Raw genomic sequence first — 20,202 nt, 5'->3', positions numbered from 1 at the left:
CAACGCCCCACACTTCCTCGCATGCGGTTGCGGGGAAGGAGGGGAAGAGGGTCATGCGTTTCTGGCTGCGTCTTCTGATCGCGCTCGCCCTTCTGCTGCCGGGCATGGCTCTGGCCCGAACCTGCCCGCCCCCCGATCCGGATTTCACCCCCGTCCTTGAGCCCTCCGGCCGGTCGGGCGCGCCGCTGGCCCTGCGCTGGACTGACCCTTGGCCCAAGACCGAAGGCTGCGACGACGGCCGTTATCTTGTTCTGTCGCTGCCGGAGCGGAGCCGGATCGCAGGCCCGGGAGCGATGCTGCTGGGGCCGGGCGACCTTGCCCCCGGCGGCATGACATGGCGGGCAGACGGGCTGCGCGCTTTCATCCCGGTGGACCGCGCCCGGAGTTCTTCGGGCGAAATCACGTTGCTGCCCTATGTCACCGGGGATTACGCCGTTGACTGGGCGCTGGTCCATCTTGCCCCCGGCGGAGAGGAGGATCTGCTGGCCACGGGCCGCCTGCAAAGCCGGATCCTGCCCGGCACACCCGAAGTCGTGGTTTTCGACGCCAATGCCACCGATGCGCCGCAGCAGAGAATACGCTCCAACTCCGGCGCGTTCATTCTGGAGGTGCGCGAGGGCCATTTTATCGTGCGCGACACGGCAAGCGGCGTCCCGGTCTACAGCGGTGAGGGGTGGTTCCCGGCTTTCTCGCCCGGGTCGCGCTTTGTCCATGCCTTCCGGCCTGAAAGCGGCGGTGAACTCTCGCCCTGGGAAAGCGGAACCCTGTTTTCCGATCTCGACGTGATCGACCTGAAGGCCGGGGTGCCGGTGCTGCAACTGCGCGCCGCGGGCTTTGCCTCACGCGGGGATTTCATCACCGGGCTGCTCTGGTCGCCCGGGGACAGCTTCCTGACGCTGTTCTTCGAGGCAAACGGCTCCATGTCGATGAAACCCATGCTGACGGACGGCCCGCTCTGGGGCGGTCACTACAGCTGCGGCGCCTGTTCGCCCTGGGGTGAGGCCGTGGTGCTGATCGACGCCGACAGCGGCGCGGCATGGATGGGCGCAGGCCATGCCGATGCGGGCAGATCGCTGTATTTTCCCGATGAGATGGTTACCGAAGCGCCGGACCGCCTGCCGGAAACCGGGCCCGATGGCGGCCATCCTCTGCTGCGCGACATGCTGGGTCCTCCTCGGTCCAGCTATCTGGCCGGGACGCGGGACGAAACCGATCTGGGCGCGCTGGAGCTGGTCAGCCACACCGTGATCGCAGCGAATGACACCATCGCCAGCGATGCCGGCGAGGCGATGACCCGCGCCGCAACCGCGCTGTCCGGCAGCGATCTTGGCGCGCGCGGCGAAGGCCGCATGGAAGACCGGCTGGCCGATCTGGGCCTTGCCGCCCGGGCCACGCTGCGACTGCGCAGCGATGTGGTGCCGATGGAGTTCCTGCGGCTGAGCGATGAGGAAAGCGACGCGCTTTACCAGCGCGACGTGGTGCCGCCGCACTGGATCACCCCCGGCGGCTATTATGCCGATAGCGGCGGCGCGGCTTTGGCGGCCGGTCTTGCCTCGCCGGAGGAAGCCGCCCGGCTGACGCAGCTTTCCGCTGCGGCGATGGAGAACGGCTATTGCACCGTATCCCGCGCCGAGGATGCCATCGTCACCACGTGGCGCAGCGCGGCAGGCGTGCTGTCCCAGCTTTTGCAGGTTCATTGCCGCGTGGGTACCGGATACGAGCCGGAGGGCTTTCTGTACCTTCTGCGGCTGGACGACGCGCAGGACCGGCTGGTGCTGGTCTCCGAGGTGCTGCGCTATGAGGACCGCGAAGAGCCGGAGGCCGCCGGGGTCGAAGTGATCGACGTACTGCCATGGATCGACGAGGATACAGAGGCTACGGAGGTGCTGGTGCCCGCTTTGCCGGTGGATGTCGCAGCGCAGCTCCCGCTGCGGATCACGCGGTTGGGCGACGATCTGATTGCCATTGCCGGGATGAACGGGCGGGTTCTTCTGCTGGATGCGGCCACGGGCGGGGTGCGGCAGCTGTTCCTTGGCCTGCCCGCGCCGGAACAAATCGCGCGCATCGCCCTGACCGAAACCGGAGGGCATCTGCTGCAACTGCAAAAGGACGGCCAGTTCCATGTCTATGCCGCCGGCACCGGCGACCGCCTGCTCAGCGGCATCTGGCTGGATGATGAGGTGATGGTCTTCGACCCGGCCTTCCGCTTCGATTCCACACCCGAGGGGGCCGCCTATGTCTCGCTGAGATTTCCCGGCGAAATGAGCCTTTACACGCTGGAACAGATGGGAGCCCGCCTGCGGACACCCGGTCTGGTGGCCGAAATCCTGCAGGCGGGCACCGCCATGGCAACCACGGCCCTGCCCGATGCCCTGCCGCCGCGGTTGTCGGTGACTGCCAGCGATCTGGTCGCAGGCCGCCTGTCCCTGCAGGCCGAGGCGGATGGCGGCCTGTCCGCGGTGGAACTTTACCGCGACGGCGTGCTGGTCCTGCGCCAGCCGGTGCAGGGCACCGGCGCCGCGCTGACGCTGGACCTGCCGCTTTTGCCGGAAACCCGCTGGATCTCGGCCCGGGCGGTCGACAGGGCGGGGCTGACCAGTGCCCTTGCAGTGGTGCCGGTGTCCGCGGGGACTGGCCCGCCGCGGGGCCGACTGGTGGCGCTGGTGGTGGGGATCGACGATTTCTCCGACCCGCGCCTGCCGGATCTGGGCTTTGCCATCGCCGATGCCCGGGCCTTTGCCGATGCCGTCTCACGGGCGGCGGGGCGCGGGCGCTATGCGGATGTCACGGTTGAGATGATTTCACCCAAGGCGCCGCTGGCGGTGGCCCTTCCGCAACGGATTGCCGCTGTCAGCGCCGGATTGGGGCCCGAGGATACGCTGATGGTCTATCTCGCCACTCATGGCGTCACCGGGCCCGCGGGCAGCGCGCTGGAGGGGCAATTGTTCCTGACCGACAGCCAGACCCGGCTGGACCGGCTGGACCGCACCGCACTCGGGATGACGCAGCTTGCGGCAGCGCTGGCGGCGGTGCCAGCGCGGGTGGTGGTCTTTGTCGATGCCTGCCACGCGGGCCTGCCGGATTCCGCAACCAATGATGCGCTGCAGGAACGCCTGTCGGGTGCCGAATCGCGGATCGCGGTCATCGCCGCTGCAAAGGGCCGGCAGGTCAGCCTTGAAGGGGTCCGGCTGGGCGGCGGGGCCTTTACCTCAGCCGTGGTGCGGGCGCTGGACCGGGCAGAGACCGATCTGGACGGCAACGGCGCCCTCGAACTGACCGAGCTTTATGCTGCCGTGAAACGCGATGTCGTGCTGGCGACAGCGGGGCGGCAGACGCCGTGGATCGCGCGGTCAGGCTTTGTGGGTGAAGTGCCGCTTTTCTGATCGCGCCTCAGGCGCGGCGCAGCAGCAGAACGCGGTCCAGCCCGGTGGGCAACCCGGACAGCGCGCCCTCCGCGGACAGGTCCATCTGATGCGTGGTGCCGGTGACGGGATCGGCCACGACATACTGCCCCGCCGGAGGCCGGACGAGGGCCGGGGCAAGCCGCACGCCTTGGGCGTCACGCTCCACCACCGCCTCCCAATAGCGGCCAAGACCGCGGGCGGCCCGCGGAATGTCTCCGGCACTCAACGCCTCGCGGATGCCGGTCGAGGAATGGTCGCCCAAGAGCGGCACCGTGGTCACGGCGATGCCAAGGGGCGCCGCCAGCTGCGCCAGAAGGGCCACATCCCCGACCCGGCCCGCACCGAAGCGGAAATCGGCCCCGACCACGATCTGCCGCACACCCAACCCTTCGGACAGGATGCCTTGCACAAATTCAGCGGGTGTCAACGCCGCGAAGGCATGGTCGAACGGTGGTTCATAAATGAAATCCAGCCCCAACATCCGCGCCATGCTATGTTTCTGGCCGGGCAGCGCCAGACGGGCCAACGCCCCCTTGCCAAAGAAGGCGCGGGGATGCGGTTCAACCGACATCACCGCCACCGGCCTTTGCCCCGCGCCGATCTGCTGCGCCCGGGCGATCAGATGACGGTGGCCGCGGTGAAAACCGTCAAAGTTGCCAAGCGCGATCACCGCGCCGCGCAACCGGTGACCGGAGGCGATCCCGCTCCTGACCACCCGCAGGGGCGGCAGGTGGTCAGGATCGCTGATCCGGTCGATCAGCATGGTCAGCGCGCCCCGCGGACGAAGCTTTCGCCCAATGCGCTCGGCAGGCTGGCCTTGCGCCCTGCCACCAGCAGCACCAGCATCACCATGGCAAAGGGCAGCATCTGGATCACATCGGTGGGCACGTTTACCCCGGCCACCTGCAGCGCCGTTGTCATCGACAGCGACGCGCCGAAGAGAAGCGCGCCACCCAGCACCCATAGCGGACGCCCGCGGGCCAGCATTGCCAGCACGATAGCGATGAAACCGTTGCCATGGCTCATGAACGGGATGAAGACGCCCGCCACAGCCACCGACATGAAGGCCCCGCCCAGACCTGCCAGCGCGCCGGTGGTCAGCACGGCAAGGCTGCGGGTGCGGATCACATCCACCCCCGCGGCATCCAGCGCGGCAGGCTTGTCCCCCGCGGCCTGAAGGGCGGCGCCCAGATGGGTCATCCGGTAGATCCATGCGAAGATCGCCACCAGCGCCACGGCCAGATAGACAATGGCATTGTGGTTGAAGAACAGCGGTCCAAGGATCGGGATTTCAGACAGCGGCCAGATGGGCAGCGTCCCCATCCCGTCCAGCCGCGGATAGCTGCGTGAGAACTGCACGAAATGCAAAAGCGCCGTCACCCCCTCGGCCGCAAGGGTCAAGGCGATGCCGATGACGATCTGGTTCAGCCCAAGCCGTACGCAGAACAGCACCATGAACGAGGCGACGAAGGCCCCCGCCAGCGCGCCACCCGCGAAACCCAGTGTCATGGAGCCGCTGGCCCATGCCACCAGAAAGCCCGCATAGGCGCCGGTCAGCATCATGCCTTCAAGCCCGATGTTCAGGACCCCGGCCTTTTCGGACAGCTGCTCCCCCAGCCCGGCCAGCAAAAGCGGTATGCCCGCGGCCACCGCACCAAGGAACAGGGTGATGAGGAAACTTTCGGTAAAGAGCGACATGATTTCCCCCTAGTGCCGCGCCCGGTCCTGCTGGCGCTTGTCGGTGTATTCGGCCAAAGCCAGCGTGATCAGCAGAAGCGCCACGATGACCAGCGAAAAGAAGCTGGGCACACCCAGTTTGCGCGCCGCACTTTCCCCGCCGATGGTCAGGGCCGAGAACAGGAAGACATAGGCGATGGTGCCAAAGCCGTTCAGCCGGGCCAGAAACACCAAGGGCACCACGGTCAGGCTGTAGGCCGGGTTCCAGTCCGCCCGGACGTTGCCTTGGGTGCCCAGAATGTCCACCGCCCCCGACAGCCCGGCCAGCGCGGCCGAGATGGCAAAGACCGCGATGGTCAGCTTCGGCACGCTCAGCCCCGCATGGACAGCGGCGCGCGGGTTCGCCCCCACCAGCCGCAGCCGCATGCCAAAGGCGGTGCGCGTCATCATCAGATGCACGGCGATGACGACAACGAGGCCGATCAGCAGGCCCGACGACACGGTGGTGTCGAACAGCCGCGGCAATCGCGCCTCGACAGGCAGGGTGCGGGTCTGCGGCGTGGTGGTGGCGGGGTCCAGAAAGGCCAGCTTGACCAGCACATTGGCCAGTGAAACGCCCAGAAAGCTCATCATCAGGGTGGTGATGATCTCGTTGATGCCCTGCCATGCCTTCAGGACGGCGGGCAACACGCCCCAAAGCGCACCGATCACCGCGCCCAAAGCCAGCCCGACCAGCAGGTTCGCCCAGACCGGCAGACCCGCGCCCAGCATCAGCGGCGTCATCGCCGCCACCAGCACGGCGGCCAGAAGGAACTGCCCGTCGCCGCCAAGGTTCCAGATGCCCGCGCGGAAGGCCACGATCAGGCTGGCCGCGATCAGAAGAAGCGGCCCCATCCGCGTCAGCGTCGCCTCCAGCCCCGAGGGGCGGAAGATCGCACGCTCCACCACGTAGGCGTAATATTCAAAGGGGTTCACCCCCATGGCCAGCAGGACCAGCCCACCCAGCACCAAGGCCGCCAGCAGGGGCCCCAGCGTGACGGCCAGCATCCAGCCCCAGTCGCGGCCCGGGCCGCGCGGTGCGGCGGGAGCCATTGCCCTTTGGTCAGTCATGCGTCTGCTCCGGCACTCATCAGGCGGCCCACGGCATCGCGCGCGGCTGCGTCATTGGTCACGGTGCCCCGGATCGTCCCGCGGTCGATGACGGCGATACGGTCCGAAAGCTCCAGCAATTCATCAAGGTCGGTGGAGATCAGCAGCACCGCCTTGCCCGCGTCCGCAGCCTCGCGGATGCGCTGGCGGGTGGCGCGGATGTTCTGCACATCCAACCCATAGGTCGGCTTGGCAAAGATCACCGCCTCGGCCGCGCCAGTCAGTTCGCGGGCCAGCAGCACCTTCTGAATATTGCCGCCTGACAGCTTGCCCACCGGGGTCTGCGTACCGGGAGTGCGGATGTCGAAATCGCGGATATGGCGTTCGGCCTGCGCCAGAATCGCCTGCGGCTTTTCCACCCCCTTCTGCCAGAAGGGCGCGGCGCCGATGTCCTTCAGCAGGAAATTCGTCGCCACGGGAAAGGCGGCCACCGTGCCCTCGCCCAGACGGTCATCGGTCACATAGCGCAGGCCCGCGGCGCGGCGGCGGCCGACCGGCAGGGCGCCGATCTCCACCCCGTTCAGCCGGACAGACCCTGCGGCGGGCGTCTGACCCGCCAAAGCCTCGGCCAGTTCCTTCTGGCCGTTGCCGTCGATCCCCGCGATGCCAAGGATTTCCCCGGCCCGCACCGAAAGCGAGATGTCCTTCACCGGCACCCGGCCGGCAGAGGTCAACCCCTCCACCCGCAGCACCTCATCCCCCAGATCACGGGCGGTGCGGGACGGGCCCGCAGCTGCCTGCGTCGATGTGCCGAACATCAGGGCAATGATCCGCGCCGTATTCTCGGCATCGGTGGCGGCGCGCAGATCATCGGGTGTCATCGCCCCCACATTGCGCCCCAGCCGCAGGATCGAGATCCGGTCGCCATAGGCCAAAGCCTCGTTCAGCTTGTGGGTGATGAAGATGATCGCCAGCCCCTGCGCCACCAGCCGCCGCATCAACTCCCCCAGGGCCACCGCTTCATGCGGGGTCAGCATGGCCGTCGCCTCATCCAGGATAAGGCAGCGGCTGCCGCGCATCAGGGCGCGCAGGATTTCCACCTGCTGCCGTTCGCCCAGCGACAGAGTGGAGACCAGCGCATTGGGATCGACCCGCAGGCCCACCCGGCGCGCGGTTTCATGAATCTGCACCGCAATGCCGCCGCGGTCCGGGCGTTTCCACCACGGCCCACCCAAGGCGAAATTGTCCACCACGGTCAGGCTCGGCACCAGCATCGAATGCTGGAACACCGTGCCGATGCCCATGGACAGCGCATGGCGGGGCGAGGTCACGGTGACCGGTGCGCCGTCAATCTCGATCCGGCCCTCATCGGGCTGTTGCAGCCCCGAGAGCATGCCGACGAGGGTGGATTTCCCGGCGCCATTCTCGCCCAGCAGGACGTGGACCTCGCCCGGCCAGATGTCCACCGTCACATCCTTGTTGGCGACCACGCCCGGGAAACGCTTGGTCACGCCGCGCAGGCCCACAACGGGCCCGGCGGCGGTCACCTCTTGGGGTGCCTGCATTGCTTCGTCCTTCATCGCAGTCTTGCCCGCCACCCCACCGGGGCAGCGGGCGACAGGGCGTCAGTTCGCCTCGACCGTCTTCACCAGCGCGTGCACGCTTTCGGCATCATACTTGGCCTCGACTTTGATCGCGCCCGAGACGATGTCGGCCTGAATGGCCTCGATCTCGGTCCAGACGGTGTCCGGAATGTTCGCGGTCTTCAGCAGGCGCAGGCTGTTGTCGGCCAGCTTGATGTCATAGTTGCGGCTGCCATAGGTGCCCGCCTTCAGATCTTCGATCATCGCGGTATAGACCGGGGTCAGGTCCCAGATGACCGAGGACAGCAGATAGCCCTTGTCGATCGAGGTCTTGTCGCCGATCACGTCGATGAACATGGCCTTGCCGCCATCGGTCGCCGGGGTGGTTTCCACCGCCTGCAGCATCCCGAAGGACGACCCGTTGCCCTGCCCGAAGATCACATCCGCGCCCGAGGCGATGACGGTTTCGGTCACACGCTTGCCACCCGCGGCATCGGCATAGGCGGCCGGGCCGATCACGGCGTAACGCACTTCAATCGCGGGATTCTCGGCCTTCACGCCCTCGGCAAAGGCGATGGACATGTTGTTCCACGACGGCGGTTCGCCCGACACGACGATGCCCACCACCTTGGTACGGGTGACCTTTGCCGCCAGACGGCCGGCCAGATAGGCGCCGTCCGAGCCGGTGGCGGTATAATCCGCAACCTTGCCCGCCGCCAGCGAGGCCGGGCTATCCACAATGGCCACCGGCACGTTCATCTCAGCCCCGATTTCCGGCGCGGCGGTGTTGTAGCCCGAGGCATGGGCGATCAGCAGATCCGCACCATCCTCGGCCAGTTCGCGCAAGGTCGGGCGCACGTCACCGTAGCCCAGATTCTCGGCTACGATGACCTCGACCCCGGTTGCGGCACCGGCGGCACGGGCAGCATCCACACCCTGCTGGTTCCAACCCATGTCGGTGCCCATTTCGGGGGCGAGAATGGCAATGGAATCGACCTCCTGCGCAGCGGCGGCAAAGGCCCATCCGCCCAGAACCAGCGCCATCGCGCTGCGGCTGACCGTTCCGATGATCGTCTTTTTCATTCTGTCGTTTCCCTGTTGTCGAATTCGGTTGACTCTTGTTGGCGACCCGGATGCTTTGCCCAATACAAACCCTCCCGGACCGATGGTTCAGATGCAGTTCCCCCACATCCTTCTTGTTGCGGCCCTTTGCGGGCCGGTCGCCGCGCCCGTTCTTGCGGGGGCGCAAACGCTTGACATCACCGTGACGAACACGGGTTCGGAAACCCTGCTGTGCCGCGCGGCGATCGCACATTGGTTCTCGGCCGAACTGGGCGAGGCCGCCCCCGGCGACAGCCTGTCCTTCAGCTTTGGCGTGGTGACCGAAACCGGCGCCGTATTCCAGCTGAACGAAAAGGGTGACCAGATGGCCGTGCAGCGGATCTGGTGCGGCAGGAAGGGCGCCGACTGGCCCACCCGCGCCGAAATCCCGATGGAGCGGCGGGCCGGTATCGTGCCCGCGCCGGTCGTGCTGAACTGCGCGGTGACGGGCGACAAGACCGAATGCACGGCGCCCTGACGGCGCCGTCTCTGCCCTGTTTCTGATCCGGTTCTTTCCCGCATCACATCCGTTCCGGGTGGCGGGGAAGGCATCCCTTCGGCTGGCGGAAACCGCTGGTCAGCACCCGGAAAACCACACCCCGATTGACAGCACAAGAATACGATAACATTATCATACCGTAATACAATGCTGAAAAATCCGGGCCGGGCGCCTTTTCAGGACATCCTATTTATCCTGATGGATTTGCAGGCAAAACGTTGAAAACTGCCCTTCCGGCAATCCATCGGGGAACCAAAATGCGCACAGCAATCATCACCGGCGCCAGCCGCGGACTTGGCCGGGCCTTCGCCCTTGGACTGGCGCAGGACGGATTCGCGCTGATGCTGGCGGCGCGCGATTCTGCCGCGCTGGAAGACACCGCCGCCGCCGCCCGCGCGGCAGGCGCGCCCGACGTCTTCACCCATGCCGCTGACCTCTCGCAGCCCGGCACGGCCGAGGCGGTTGTGGCCGCAACGCTGGCTGCCACCGGCCGGGTCGATGCCTTGGTGAACAATGCGGGCGCCACCAAACGCGGCGATTTCCTGACGCTGTCGGATGCGGATTTTCTGGACGGGTTCGCGCTGAAATTCCACGCAACCGTACGTTTCTGCCGGGCCGCCTGGGCCCCGCTGGAGGCCGCGAAAGGCGCTATCGTGAACATATCGGGCGTCGGCGCCATGACGCCTGAGCCGGACTTCGCCATCGGCGGATCGGTCAACTCGGCGCTGATCAATTTCACCAAGGCCATCGCCAAACGATCACAGGGCACCGGCATGCGGATCAACACGCTCTGCCCCGGCCATATCGTCACCGACCGTCTCGCCCGCCGGATCGAGACCCTTGCGGCGGAACGCGGCATCACGCTGGACGCCGCGCGGGAAGAGCTGCGTCAGGCCCATGGTATCCCGCGCTATGGCAACCCCGAGGAGGTGGCCGATGTGGTGCGGTTCCTGTGCAGCCCCGCCGCGGCCTATGTCCACGGCACGGTGATCACCGTGGACGGCGGAGCGACGCCGGGGATCTGATCCCCGGCCTTTACTGCGCGGCGGCGGCGCTTTCTTCGGCCAGCCGCTCGCGCAGGATGGCGATGGCCACCTTGCCCGCATTCATCACATGGCGCCCAGCCACCTTGCGCGCCTCTTTCCCGCGCCGCTCGGACAGCAGGGTCACCAGCTCGTCCAGTTCCAGCAGGCTTTCATGGGTGCGGCCCGGGGCGGCCAGAGAGGTCGCGCGCAGCACCATCACCCGCGCATTCAGCGACGACAACGTGTGGCCCAGCGCCTCGTTGTGGGCGCCGAAGATCAGGCATTCGTAAAAGTTGTTCTTCGCGGTCAGCCGCTCCAGCGGATCGGTGATCTTTTCGATGCCTTTCAGCACCTCGAACGCCGCCTTCAGTGCCACGATGTCGTCATCGGTGGCATTCTTGGCAAACAACTCGCAGGCCAGCCCTTCCAGTTCCACCCGGACCTGATAGATGCCCTCGGCCTGTTCCGGGGTCAGCCGGGTCACGATCGGCCCGCGATGCGGGACGACCGTCACCAGCCCCTCGCTTTCCAGCTGCCGCAACGCCTCGCGCACGGCGGTACGGGACACGCCCGTCATCTCGCACAGGTCGCGTTCGGTGATCCGCTGCCCGGCCGTGAAATAGCCCAGGGCAATCGAATTCCGGATGCTTTCCGTCACGCTGTGACGCACCGGCGCGGCGGACTTGGTCACCCTGAAGTCAAGAGGCAATGCTTTTCCGTTCATCCCGCAATCCGTTATGCGCCCCCGCATCGGCGAAGGACCGTATTACCATGTTACTATCTGACAATCGGCCCGCAGGAAAGCGGCATGCTCAGCTGGCCGCGTCGATCACCGCCATGGCGGCCGCAACGCCTGCGCCCAGATCCAGCCTGACCCCCATGGCCTGCATGCCGCCGGCCAGCGCCGCCACCGCGGCGGGGGCATAGATCGGCCGCGCGGTCGGGCCCATATGGCCGATCCGGGTCAGCCGCCCCATCGTCTCGGCCCGGCCAGAGGAGAACATCACGCCATAGCGCGACCGGATCAGCGCCCGCAGCGCGGGTTCATCCACCCCTTCGGGCGTGGCAACCGCGGTGCAGGTGGGCGAGGCGATCTCTTCGCGGGCCGCCCAAAGCTTCAGCCCCGCCGCCAGAATGCCCGCCCGGGTGGCCCGGGCGGTCAGGGCGTGGCGATCCCAGACCGCCTGTTCCCCTTCGGCGAAATAGACCTCCAGCGCGGCCTCCAGCGCGTTGATTTCGCTGACGGAGGGGGTGAAGGGAAAGGGATTTCCGGCTTTGTGCGCAGAACGCCAGTCGCTGATCGACAGGATCGAATCCTTCGGCGCATCGGGATTGGCCGCGATCTTCTCCCACCCTGCGTCCGAGACATGCAGCAGCGACAGACCCGGCGGGCAGCCAAGGCATTTGTTCGGACCGGTGACGAAGATATCCGCCTGACACGCTTCGGGCAGGACGTTCATTCCCCCGAAGGCCGAAACCGAATCCACAATGAAGATCTTACCCGCGGCCCGGACCACGGCACCGATCTCGTCCACCGGGTTCACCGTGCCCGAAGGCGTGTCGTGGTGGCAGAGCGCGACCACCGCCACATCGGGCCGCGCCTTCAGCGCATCGGCGACCCTCTCCGCGGTCAGCACCTCATTATAGGGCACGGCGCATTCGACCACTTCTTTGGCATAGCGCGCCGCCCAATAGCCGAACCCCTTGCCATAGACGCCCGAGACAAGGTTCAGCACCACATCGCCCTTCGCGATGGCGGATGCGGCGGCGGCCTCCAGCCCCAGAACCGGCTCTCCCTGCAGGATCACCGGCGGGGTGTCGGTGTGAAAGGCGCGCTGCACCTTGGCGTTGACCTGTTCGTAGAATGCCAGAAACGCCGGGTCGTAATCATAGAACACCGGCCGCGACAGCGCGCGCAGCACGGCGGGATAGGCATCCACCGGGCCGGTGGTCAGGGTGATGACGGGATCGGCGATCATGGGGTCACTCCGCACGGGTCAGGGACAGGAAAGTGGCCGCATCCGGCGCATTTTCGATGTCGGTCAGGGCATGGATCAGCGCGGCAGCCTGAAACGGCAGTCCACGCCAGGCGATCTGGCCGCACAGTTTGTCGGCCAGATTGTCATCGCTCATCGGATGGGTCAGGCCACCCTTCGCGGCCTCCACCCTTTGCGACAGCACGCGGCCATCGGTCAAAGTCACCCGCACTTCGGCACTTTCCACCGACCGCGCGGGATTGTCGCGGAAGCTGAGCTTCGGGCCAAGCGCGCGCAATTCGGGCAGCGCCACCGCGGCATCGGAAAAGGCCCAGAGGTCGGCCCGCCCCTTCAGCAGCGCCACCGCCACGCCATGCTGCGCAGACACCTGCGACTGGCGGCCCGAGGTGACGCCGGGCCGGTCGGTCCTTTGGCGCAGCAAGGGCGGCCCGGTCAGTTCGACCGCGGCAATCTCGCCCTTGATGCCCTTGGCATGCAGCGCCAGACAGGCCTCCAGCACCGGGTTCAGCACCACGCCGCAGGGATAGGGCTTGAAGGTGTTCTTCAGGATCTCCCACCGGGTGCCCAGATCGCCGGTCAGGGCGTCGGTATCCGGCGCGTCGGAATGCAGGCGCAGGAAACCGCGTTCCCCAGACAAAGGTGCCGCCGGGCCGGTGAAACCCTGTTCCGCCAGCAGCGCACCCATCAGCCCGGCCCGGGCGGCCTGCCCAACGGAAAGGCTTTTCGACATTGTGCCCAGCGTTTCGACCGAACCGCCGTTCTGCGCCAGGGCATGGCCCAGCGCATCCACCATCTGCGCCGCGGTCAGCCCCAGCAGCCGTCCGCAGGCCAGAGCCGCGCCGAACGCCCCGCAGGTGGAGGTGATGTGCCAGCCGCGCGTGTAATGCCCCGGGTGCAGCGCAAGCCCCAGACGGCAGGTGACCTCCACCCCCAGCACAAAGGCCTCCAGCAGCGCGGCGCCCGACACGGGCCGCAGTTCCGCCAGCGCCAGAACGGCGGCGCCGACGGGAGCGGAGGGGTGGATCACCGTCGGAATATGCGTGTCGTCATAGTCGAAGATATTCGCCGCCGCCGCATTGATATGGGCGGCCCACAGGGCATCCGCCCGCTCGCGCCGCCCGATCAGGGTGCAGGTCGCCGGGCCGCCAAAGGCGGGCAGCAGCGCGGCCAGATGGTCCACCGCCGCCTCTCCGGCGCCGCCAATGGCGCAGCCCACCATGTTCAGAAGCGACCGCCGCCCCGCCGCCCGCACATCCTCGGGCAGCGGCGGCGGATCGGTCACGAAGCGGGTCAGCGCGACTTCGGTCATCCCGCAGCCTTCCCGCGCACCTCGGCCCCGGCCCAGAGTTCCAGCGGGCGGATGATCGCGGTCATGTCGGCATCGGGGCCCAGCTGCGCCTTGGTGATGGAAAACAGCATCCTGACTGCATTGCCCACCAGCATCTGGCAGCCCAACCGTTCCGCCTCTTCCAGACACAGGCGGATGTCCTTCAGCGACAAGGCAATGGCAAAACCGAAGTCAAACCCGCGCGGCAGGACAAAGCGCGGGATCTTGTCCACGCTGGCCGAGGTGCGGCCCGAACCGGCATTCAGCACCTCGATCATCACATCGGCATCCAGCCCGGCCTTGGCGCCCATCACCATCGCCTCAGAAGTGATTGCCAGCGAGGCGGCAGAGCAGATGTTGTTGATCAGCTTCATCACCTGCGCCTTGCCCGGCTCCTCGGCGACCTTGATCACCTTGCCAAGCGCCAGAAGCTGCGGTTCGACCACGGCGAAATGGTTGGACGATCCCGCCGCCATCAGGGCCAAAGTGCCCTTCTTTGCCCCTGCCACACCACCGGACACCGGGCTGTCGATCACGGCAATGCCCACTGTCCCCAGCACCTCGGCCAGATCCATCTCGGCTTTGGGGCCGGTGGTGGACAGGTCGACAACCCGCTTCACCGTGCCGGGATGGGCGGCGATGGCGCGCCCCACGGCCAGCACGACATCGGGCGTAGGCAGCGACAGGAACACCGTTTCCACCCGGCCGCACAAATCCTCCAGCGTGTCGGCCGCTTCGGCCCCGGCGGCCACCAGCGCCGCCACGGCAGCGGGCACGCGGTCATTCACCACCAGCGCGGCACCGGTCTTCAGGATGTTCTCCGCCATCGGGCGGCCCATATTGCCCAGACCCACAAAGCCGATCTTCGTCATTCCACTCTCCGTTCTTGGTCCTTCAGGCGAAGGACCAGCCATTGTCCACCGGGATCGCCGCGCCGTTCAGCCCGGCACTGGCCGGGCCGCACAGGAACAGCGCCAGCGCCGTCACCGTCTCCATCGGGATGAATTTGCCGCCGGGCTGGCGGGTGGACAGGAACAGCCGCTCCGCCTCGTCCCGCGTGATCCCCCGTTCCGCCGCGAGCGCATCAATCCGGGCCAGCGCCGAATCGGTGGCCATCAGCCCGGGGCAGATCGCGTTGCAGGTGATGTCCGTGGCCGCCAGTTCCAGCGCCACCGTGCGCGTCAGCCCGATGATCGCATGTTTGGTGGTGACGTAATCCGCCCGCCCCGCCAGCGCGATCAGCGAATAGACCGAGGCCATGTTGATGATCCGCCCCCAGCCCTGCGCCTGCATCCCCGGCAGCACGGCACGGATCAGCCGGAAGGGCGCGGAAAGGTTCACCTCCAGCGCGCGGTCCCAGGCCGGATCGGGCAGGTCGGCCACCGGCGCCATGGTCCGCACCACGGCATTGTTCACCAGAATATCCACCCCGCCCATCGCCGCCCCGGCGGCCTGCATCAGCCGGGCTGCGGCCCCATCCGTTTTCAGATCCAGAACCAGCGAGGGCGTCGCCAACCCCTCTGCCGCCGCGGTGACTTGCGGGTCGATGTCGGTCAGGAACACCCGGTCCCCCGCCGCGGCAAAGGCGCGGGCCAAACCTAGGCCCAACCCGAGGGCAGAGCCGGTGATCAGGACGCGGCGGCTCATGCCAGATACTCCCAACCCAGAACCGGCGCGGAATCCAGCCGCACGGCAATGCCCTCCAGCCCCGGAACAGGCGGATAGGCCCGCATCACCCCCGGATCATGGCCGGGCACGATATGATCGCGCGAAGGGGCCAGCGCCTCCAGCCGGTCAAAGCCGCGCAGCACCGCCGCCGCATCCACCAGCACGGGAAACGGATCGCGCCGCGCCATATTCGCGTAGAAATGCGTGGCGTCCGAGGCCAGCACCACCCAGCCCCGCGCGGTGAACACCCGCACCGCCTGCAGCCCGGCACTGTGGCCCGGCACAGCGTGCAGCCAGAGGCCCGGCGCCAGTTCCGCATCGCCCTGATGAAAGACCACGCGGCCTGCGTAAAGTTTGCGCACATAGTCCACGATATTCTCGACATCGAACGGCGCGCGGGCCTTCGGGTCGCACATGCAGGGGCCGGTGGCCTGGGCGGCCTCGGCCTCCTGCACGTGGAATCGAGCGGCGGCAAAGGGCATCAGGCTGCCCGCATGGTCATAGTGCAGATGGGTCAGAATCACCTGCCCGACCGTGGCCGCCTCCACCCCCATCAGGGCCAGCGCCTCGACCGGATCGCGCAGCAGACGGCGGCCCCGGGCCGCAGCGGCGGCAGCGCCAAAGCCGGTGTCGATCACCACCACCTCAGCCCCGCGGCGCACCAGCCAAAGGAAGTAATCCAGATTGGCGCCGCTCTCGTGCGGATCGCCGGACAGCAGGTTTTCATGGGCGGTGCGGCCGGTGTGTTCGGCATAGCGCAAGGCAAAAACGTCCCACGGGACAAGGGGTTGACCAATTTCCTCTGCCGCTGCCGCCATGGTGCCCGCCATCCCCGCCCCGTCTGCCCGATCCTTGGGCAGCCATCCCTGATAGTTCAGTATGACCGTAATCCTGTCATACAATCTGTTGACAGGTCAAGCGACGCGTGTCTAACCTGACCCCAGAACGGCGCCCGCCTGACGGCGCAGCATCCGCCCCGTGCGGCCCCCCTTTCGCGGAGTGATCCATGACCCGTCCCGAGTTTGAAGGCGAGCAGTTCCAGAAGGGGCTGAAGGTCCGGCGCGAGGTGCTGGGCGATGCCTATGTCGCGCCCTCGCTTGCCAATGCCGACGATCTGACCGCCCCCCTTCAGAAGCTGGTCACCGAATGGTGCTGGGGCGAAATCTGGACCCGCCCGGGGCTGGACCGCAAGACCCGCAGCTTCCTGAATCTGGCCATGCTGACGGCGCTGAACCGCCCGCATGAGGTGAAGATCCATGTCCGTGGCGCGCTGAACAACGGCGTGACCGAGGAAGAGATCGTCGAGGTCATCCTTCAGGCGGCCATCTATTGCGGCGTCCCGGCCGCGCTGGATGCCATGCGCGTGGCGCAGGAGGTCATCCGCACGATGCGGATGGAACGCGCCGCCGAATAAGCTTTCCGGCGTCCCGCAAGAAGGGCGCCGCCTTTATACGAACGACAGGAGAGTCTGGTGAAGCACGAGAAAGCAAATGCCTTCGACGGCAAACCGCACAAGCTGAAAACCGGTGCGGAATACAAGGAATCGCTGAAGGACAACCGGCAGATCTGGGTGGGCGGCAAAAAGCTTACCTCGGTCTATGACGAACCGGCGCTGGCCGCCGGGATCGACCTGCTGGCCGACATGTTCGATGACCAGTTCAAGCCGGAACATCAGGACGCCACCACCTATTTCGACGAGAAGGCCGGCGCCGTCATCAGCCGGTCCTGGCAGATCCCGCGCACCAAGGAAGATCTGGCCGCGCGGCGCAAGATGATCGAATACACCTCGCTGAAGACGGCGGGCACCTTCGGCCGTCCGCCGGATCTGGCGCCGTCCATCGTGGTGGGGCTTTACGCCTATCTGCCGACCTTCAAGAAGAAGAAATCGCTCCTGGACGGAATCGATCCCGATTTCGCCGAGAATATCGAGCGGTACATGGAATACGGCCAGTCGCAGAACCTGACGGCCTCGGAATCCTTGGCCGGTCCGCAGGCCGATCGCTCCTCGCCCAAGGCGGGCGAGGCGTCGCTGCTGAAGGCGAAGAAGATCACCAAGGACGGCGTTTATATCTACGGCGCCAAGACCGTGGGCTCCATCGCCGCGCAGGCGAACGACATCTTCTTCACCAACCTTGGCGGGTTGCAGGACACCCCGGCCGATGCCTGCATCTGGGGCTCGGTCGCCATCGACACCCCCGGCATCAAGATGATCTCGCGTGAGATGGTGTCCCAGCCGGGCGCGTCGAAGTTCGACCATCCGGTGGCGTCTCTGGGCGAGGAAGCCGACCAGTTCATCGTCTTCGACAATGTCTTCGTGCCGAAAGAGCGCCTCTTCAACCTCGGCGACCCCACCGCGATGAGCTATTATGGCCCGGTCTGCGTCTTTGCCCACTGGCACGTCCTGACCCGCCTTGCCGTGAAGGCAGAGCTGTTCGTGGGTGCAGGCCAGATGGTTCTGGACTATCTGGGCACCGGCCGCATTCCGGCGGTGCAGCTGATGCTGGGCCAGCTGATCGAATATGCGCAAACCCTGCGCGCCTTCATCACCGCGGCCGAGGCGCTGGCGGTCGAGACCGAAGGCGGCGTGATGCGCCCCGATGTGGGGATGCTGACGGCCGGGCGGCTCTACTCCATCGAGAACTATCCCAAGGTCATCCACATGCTGCAAGAAATGTGCGGCCAGGGCCTTGTGATGCGTTTCGGCAAGAACGCCTTCGACAATCCCGACATCGGCCACTTCCTGCATGAACTGCTGCCTGGCCACGGCGTTTCGGCCATGGTCAAGGAACAGCTGATGAACTTCATCTGGGACATGACCTCCGGCTCGCTCGCCGGTCGTGTGGCGCTGTTCGAAAACGTCAACGCCACCCCCGCCCCCGCGCTGCGCGCCCGCCTGTATAACGAGGTGAAGCGCGACGATTACGTGGCACAGGTGAAGAAGATCGCCGGGATCGAATAATCCCCCGACTGCCCCGCCCGCATCCGTGGGCGGGGTCTTTTCGACATTCAGAACAGACCGGACAGCCATGGATCATGCCGCGCTGATCGACCGCTTTTATGCGGCCTATGCCGCACGCGATGCCGCGGGGGCGGCAGCCCTGTATCACGCCCACGGATGGCACGACGAAGTGGCCATGTCCAAGCGCCGCACCGGGCATCAGGCTTTGGCCGAGGGGCTGGAAGGCTTCTGGCGGATGCTGCCCGATGTGGTCTGGCACCGGCAGGGCTATGTCCGCGCAGGATCACAAGTGGCGGTGCCCTACCGGATGACCGGCACCTTCACCGGCAAGGACGGGATTGCCCGCCCCATCGCACTGGACGGGCTGCATCTGTTCCACCTGCGCGACGGCGCGCTGGAAGGCACGGCCGACCTGTGGGATCTGGACCTGTTCAAGGCGCAGATGGCGGGATGATGGAAGAGCTTGCAAAACTGGATGGCCTTGCCACCGCCGCGCTGATCGCCAAGGGCGAAGTGACAGCGGCCGAGGTGCTGGAGGCCGCGATTTCCCGGGCAGACCGGCTGAACCCCGCGCTGAATGCGGTGGTGCACGCCCATTACGACCTTGCCCGTGCGCAGGTGGCCGCGGGTCTGCCCACAGGGCCTCTGTCGGGCGTGCCGACCCTGCTGAAAAACACCGGGTTCGAGGCGGAGGGGATGATCCTTTCCACCGGGTCCGAACTGTTGCGCCATGCGGTCAGCCCGCGCGATTCCACCATTGTTGCGCGCTACAAAGCTGCGGGCATGGTCATCATGGGCAAATCCAACACGCCCGAATTCGCGCTGTCCTTCACCACCGAGCCCGCGGCCTTCGGCCCCACCCGCAACCCGTGGGACCTGACACGCTCGCCCGGCGGATCGTCGGGCGGATCGACCGCCGCCGTCGCCGCCGGGATCGTGCCGCTGGCCAATTCCTCGGACGGGGCGGGGTCCACCCGCCTGCCCGCCAGCCATTGCGGGTTGTTCGGCTTCAAACCCTCGCGCCTTGTGAACCCCGTGGGCCCGGTGATGGCCGAAGGCATCGGCGGCATGTCCACGCCCCATGCGGTCAGCTGGACCGTGCGCGACAATGCGGCGATGCTGGATGTTTCGGCAGGGTCCGATCTGGGTGACCCATGGGCCTCGCCCGCGCATCCGGGGCGCTATCTGGCAGCCACGCAGACCCCGCCGCCGCGGCTGCGCGTGGCGCTGATCACCACAGCACCGGGCGGAGAGCCGATCGACCCCGGCATGATCCGGATCGCGCAAGAAACCGCGCGGTTCTTGGAAAGCCTTGGCCATCAGGTCGAGGAGGTGGCCGATGCGGGCTATGATGCCGCCGCGCTGAAGGCCGCGTGGCGCGTGGTCGTCGGCACCTCGGTCGCGCTTGGTGTCACGGGGGGCGATCCGGCCAGCGCCAATATCGCAAAGCTGGAGCCGGTCAATCAGGACTGGCTGCGCGAAGCCCTGTCCCTGCCTGCCACCCGCTATCTGTGGGGCATAGGGCAGCTTCACGCCGCGGCCCGGGCCTTGGGCCGGTTCTTCGCACGCTATGATGTGATGCTGACCCCGGCGGCAGCCGAACCCGCGCCGCCCTTGGGCAAACTGGCGGGCGCGGGCAAGACGCTGGATGAGTTCTATGATCTCTTCTGGGGCCATTCCCCCTTCACCGCCGTCTTCAACGCCTCCGGCTGCCCGGCCATGTCGGTGCCTTTGGGCATGGTGAACGGCCTGCCCGCGGGCGCCCATCTGGGCGCGGGCTTCGGGCGGGATGAGATGCTGTTTGCGCTGGCCGCGGAACTGGAACAGGCCGCGCCCTGGGCCGACCGCCGCCCGCCCCTGTTCGGATGAAAGC

18 protein-coding genes are annotated in these 20,202 nt (G+C 66.9%); 7 read left to right on the top strand and 11 right to left on the bottom strand.

What is annotated here, in order from left to right; translation table 11 throughout:
- Positions 1 to 53 precede the first annotated feature (53 nt).
- Entirely contained in the window at positions 54 to 3,383 is a 3,330-nt protein-coding gene (locus ACO2Q5_RS12340; protein ID WP_423291415.1) for a caspase family protein, read from the top strand.
- A gap of 7 nt (positions 3,384 to 3,390) precedes the next feature.
- On the opposite strand, the gene ACO2Q5_RS12335 is transcribed toward ACO2Q5_RS12340, so the two are convergent.
- From ACO2Q5_RS12335 to ACO2Q5_RS12315, 5 genes are read right to left on the bottom strand one after another with little or no spacing between them, the layout of a single operon-like run.
- The gene (locus ACO2Q5_RS12335; protein ID WP_423291413.1) at positions 3,391 to 4,167 is read right to left on the bottom strand and encodes a hypothetical protein; all 777 of its coding nucleotides are present in this window, start codon (positions 4,165 to 4,167) and stop codon (positions 3,391 to 3,393) included.
- Between the two features lie 2 nt (positions 4,168 to 4,169).
- Positions 4,170 to 5,102, bottom strand: coding sequence for a putative B6 ABC transporter permease subunit 1 (locus ACO2Q5_RS12330; protein WP_423291411.1), 933 nt, complete (start codon positions 5,100 to 5,102; stop codon positions 4,170 to 4,172).
- Between the two features lie 9 nt (positions 5,103 to 5,111).
- The gene (locus tag ACO2Q5_RS12325) at positions 5,112 to 6,191 is read right to left on the bottom strand and encodes a putative B6 ABC transporter permease subunit 2 (RefSeq protein ID WP_423291409.1); all 1,080 of its coding nucleotides are present in this window, start codon (positions 6,189 to 6,191) and stop codon (positions 5,112 to 5,114) included.
- On the bottom strand, positions 6,188 to 7,735 hold the full coding sequence (locus tag ACO2Q5_RS12320; RefSeq protein ID WP_423291407.1) for a putative B6 ABC transporter ATP-binding protein: 1,548 nt from the start codon (positions 7,733 to 7,735) through the stop codon (positions 6,188 to 6,190). Before ACO2Q5_RS12320 ends, ACO2Q5_RS12325 begins: the two co-directional genes overlap by 4 nt.
- A gap of 60 nt (positions 7,736 to 7,795) precedes the next feature.
- Positions 7,796 to 8,836, bottom strand: a complete 1,041-nt coding sequence (locus ACO2Q5_RS12315; RefSeq protein ID WP_423291405.1) for a putative B6 ABC transporter substrate-binding protein — start codon at positions 8,834 to 8,836, stop codon at positions 7,796 to 7,798.
- 91 nt (positions 8,837 to 8,927) lie between these two features.
- Here ACO2Q5_RS12315 and ACO2Q5_RS12310 point away from each other — a divergent pair, with 91 nt between their 5' ends.
- Together ACO2Q5_RS12310 and ACO2Q5_RS12305 are read left to right on the top strand one after the other, a co-directional pair.
- Positions 8,928 to 9,332, top strand: coding sequence for a hypothetical protein (locus tag ACO2Q5_RS12310; protein WP_423291403.1), 405 nt, complete (start codon positions 8,928 to 8,930; stop codon positions 9,330 to 9,332).
- Between the two features lie 278 nt (positions 9,333 to 9,610).
- A complete protein-coding gene (locus tag ACO2Q5_RS12305) occupies positions 9,611 to 10,378 on the top strand; it encodes an SDR family oxidoreductase (RefSeq protein WP_423291401.1) in 768 nt (255 codons plus the stop codon).
- Positions 10,379 to 10,388: 10 nt separating this feature from the next.
- Here the strand turns inward: ACO2Q5_RS12305 and ACO2Q5_RS12300 are convergent, their stop codons facing one another.
- The 6 genes from ACO2Q5_RS12300 to ACO2Q5_RS12275 all read right to left on the bottom strand — a co-directional run bounded on the left by ACO2Q5_RS12300 (position 10,389) and on the right by ACO2Q5_RS12275 (position 16,272).
- Complete coding sequence (locus ACO2Q5_RS12300; protein WP_423291399.1) at positions 10,389 to 11,069, bottom strand: GntR family transcriptional regulator; 681 nt, start codon at positions 11,067 to 11,069, stop codon at positions 10,389 to 10,391.
- 121 nt (positions 11,070 to 11,190) lie between these two features.
- A complete protein-coding gene (gene ppaT, locus ACO2Q5_RS12295; RefSeq protein ID WP_423291397.1) occupies positions 11,191 to 12,357 on the bottom strand; it encodes a pyridoxamine--pyruvate transaminase in 1,167 nt (388 codons plus the stop codon).
- Positions 12,358 to 12,361: 4 nt separating this feature from the next.
- A complete protein-coding gene (locus tag ACO2Q5_RS12290) occupies positions 12,362 to 13,684 on the bottom strand; it encodes an MmgE/PrpD family protein (RefSeq protein ID WP_423291395.1) in 1,323 nt (440 codons plus the stop codon).
- On the bottom strand, positions 13,681 to 14,574 hold the full coding sequence (locus ACO2Q5_RS12285; protein ID WP_423291393.1) for an NAD(P)-dependent oxidoreductase: 894 nt from the start codon (positions 14,572 to 14,574) through the stop codon (positions 13,681 to 13,683). The genes ACO2Q5_RS12290 and ACO2Q5_RS12285 overlap by 4 nt, the downstream gene beginning before the upstream one ends.
- A 22-nt stretch (positions 14,575 to 14,596) precedes the next feature.
- Positions 14,597 to 15,349, bottom strand: coding sequence for an SDR family oxidoreductase (locus tag ACO2Q5_RS12280; RefSeq protein ID WP_423291391.1), 753 nt, complete (start codon positions 15,347 to 15,349; stop codon positions 14,597 to 14,599).
- Positions 15,346 to 16,272 (bottom strand): N-acyl homoserine lactonase family protein, encoded by a 927-nt coding sequence (locus tag ACO2Q5_RS12275; RefSeq protein ID WP_423291389.1) that lies wholly within the window; start codon positions 16,270 to 16,272, stop codon positions 15,346 to 15,348. The genes ACO2Q5_RS12280 and ACO2Q5_RS12275 overlap by 4 nt, the downstream gene beginning before the upstream one ends.
- Positions 16,273 to 16,376: 104 nt before the next feature.
- Here ACO2Q5_RS12275 and ACO2Q5_RS12270 point away from each other — a divergent pair, with 104 nt between their 5' ends.
- From ACO2Q5_RS12270 to ACO2Q5_RS12255, 4 genes are all read left to right on the top strand, one after another.
- Positions 16,377 to 16,784, top strand: coding sequence for a carboxymuconolactone decarboxylase family protein (locus tag ACO2Q5_RS12270; RefSeq protein ID WP_423291387.1), 408 nt, complete (start codon positions 16,377 to 16,379; stop codon positions 16,782 to 16,784).
- A 57-nt stretch (positions 16,785 to 16,841) separates the two neighbouring features.
- Positions 16,842 to 18,329 carry a 4-hydroxyphenylacetate 3-hydroxylase N-terminal domain-containing protein gene (locus ACO2Q5_RS12265; protein ID WP_423291386.1) on the top strand — a complete coding sequence of 496 codons (1,488 nt, stop codon included), beginning with the start codon at positions 16,842 to 16,844 and terminating at the stop codon, positions 18,327 to 18,329.
- 67 nt (positions 18,330 to 18,396) lie between these two features.
- Positions 18,397 to 18,783, top strand: a complete 387-nt coding sequence (locus ACO2Q5_RS12260) for a nuclear transport factor 2 family protein (RefSeq protein ID WP_423291384.1) — start codon at positions 18,397 to 18,399, stop codon at positions 18,781 to 18,783.
- The gene (locus ACO2Q5_RS12255; RefSeq protein WP_423291382.1) at positions 18,780 to 20,198 is read left to right on the top strand and encodes an amidase; all 1,419 of its coding nucleotides are present in this window, start codon (positions 18,780 to 18,782) and stop codon (positions 20,196 to 20,198) included. The genes ACO2Q5_RS12260 and ACO2Q5_RS12255 overlap by 4 nt, the downstream gene beginning before the upstream one ends.
- Positions 20,199 to 20,202: the final 4 nt, after the last annotated feature.

The sequence above is a fragment of the Neotabrizicola sp. VNH66 genome, assembly GCF_049445895.1.
GTDB lineage: Bacteria > Pseudomonadota > Alphaproteobacteria > Rhodobacterales > Rhodobacteraceae > Pseudogemmobacter.
The sequence above is the reverse complement of the archived record's forward strand: the minus strand, read 5'-3'. Positions and strand labels throughout refer to the sequence as shown.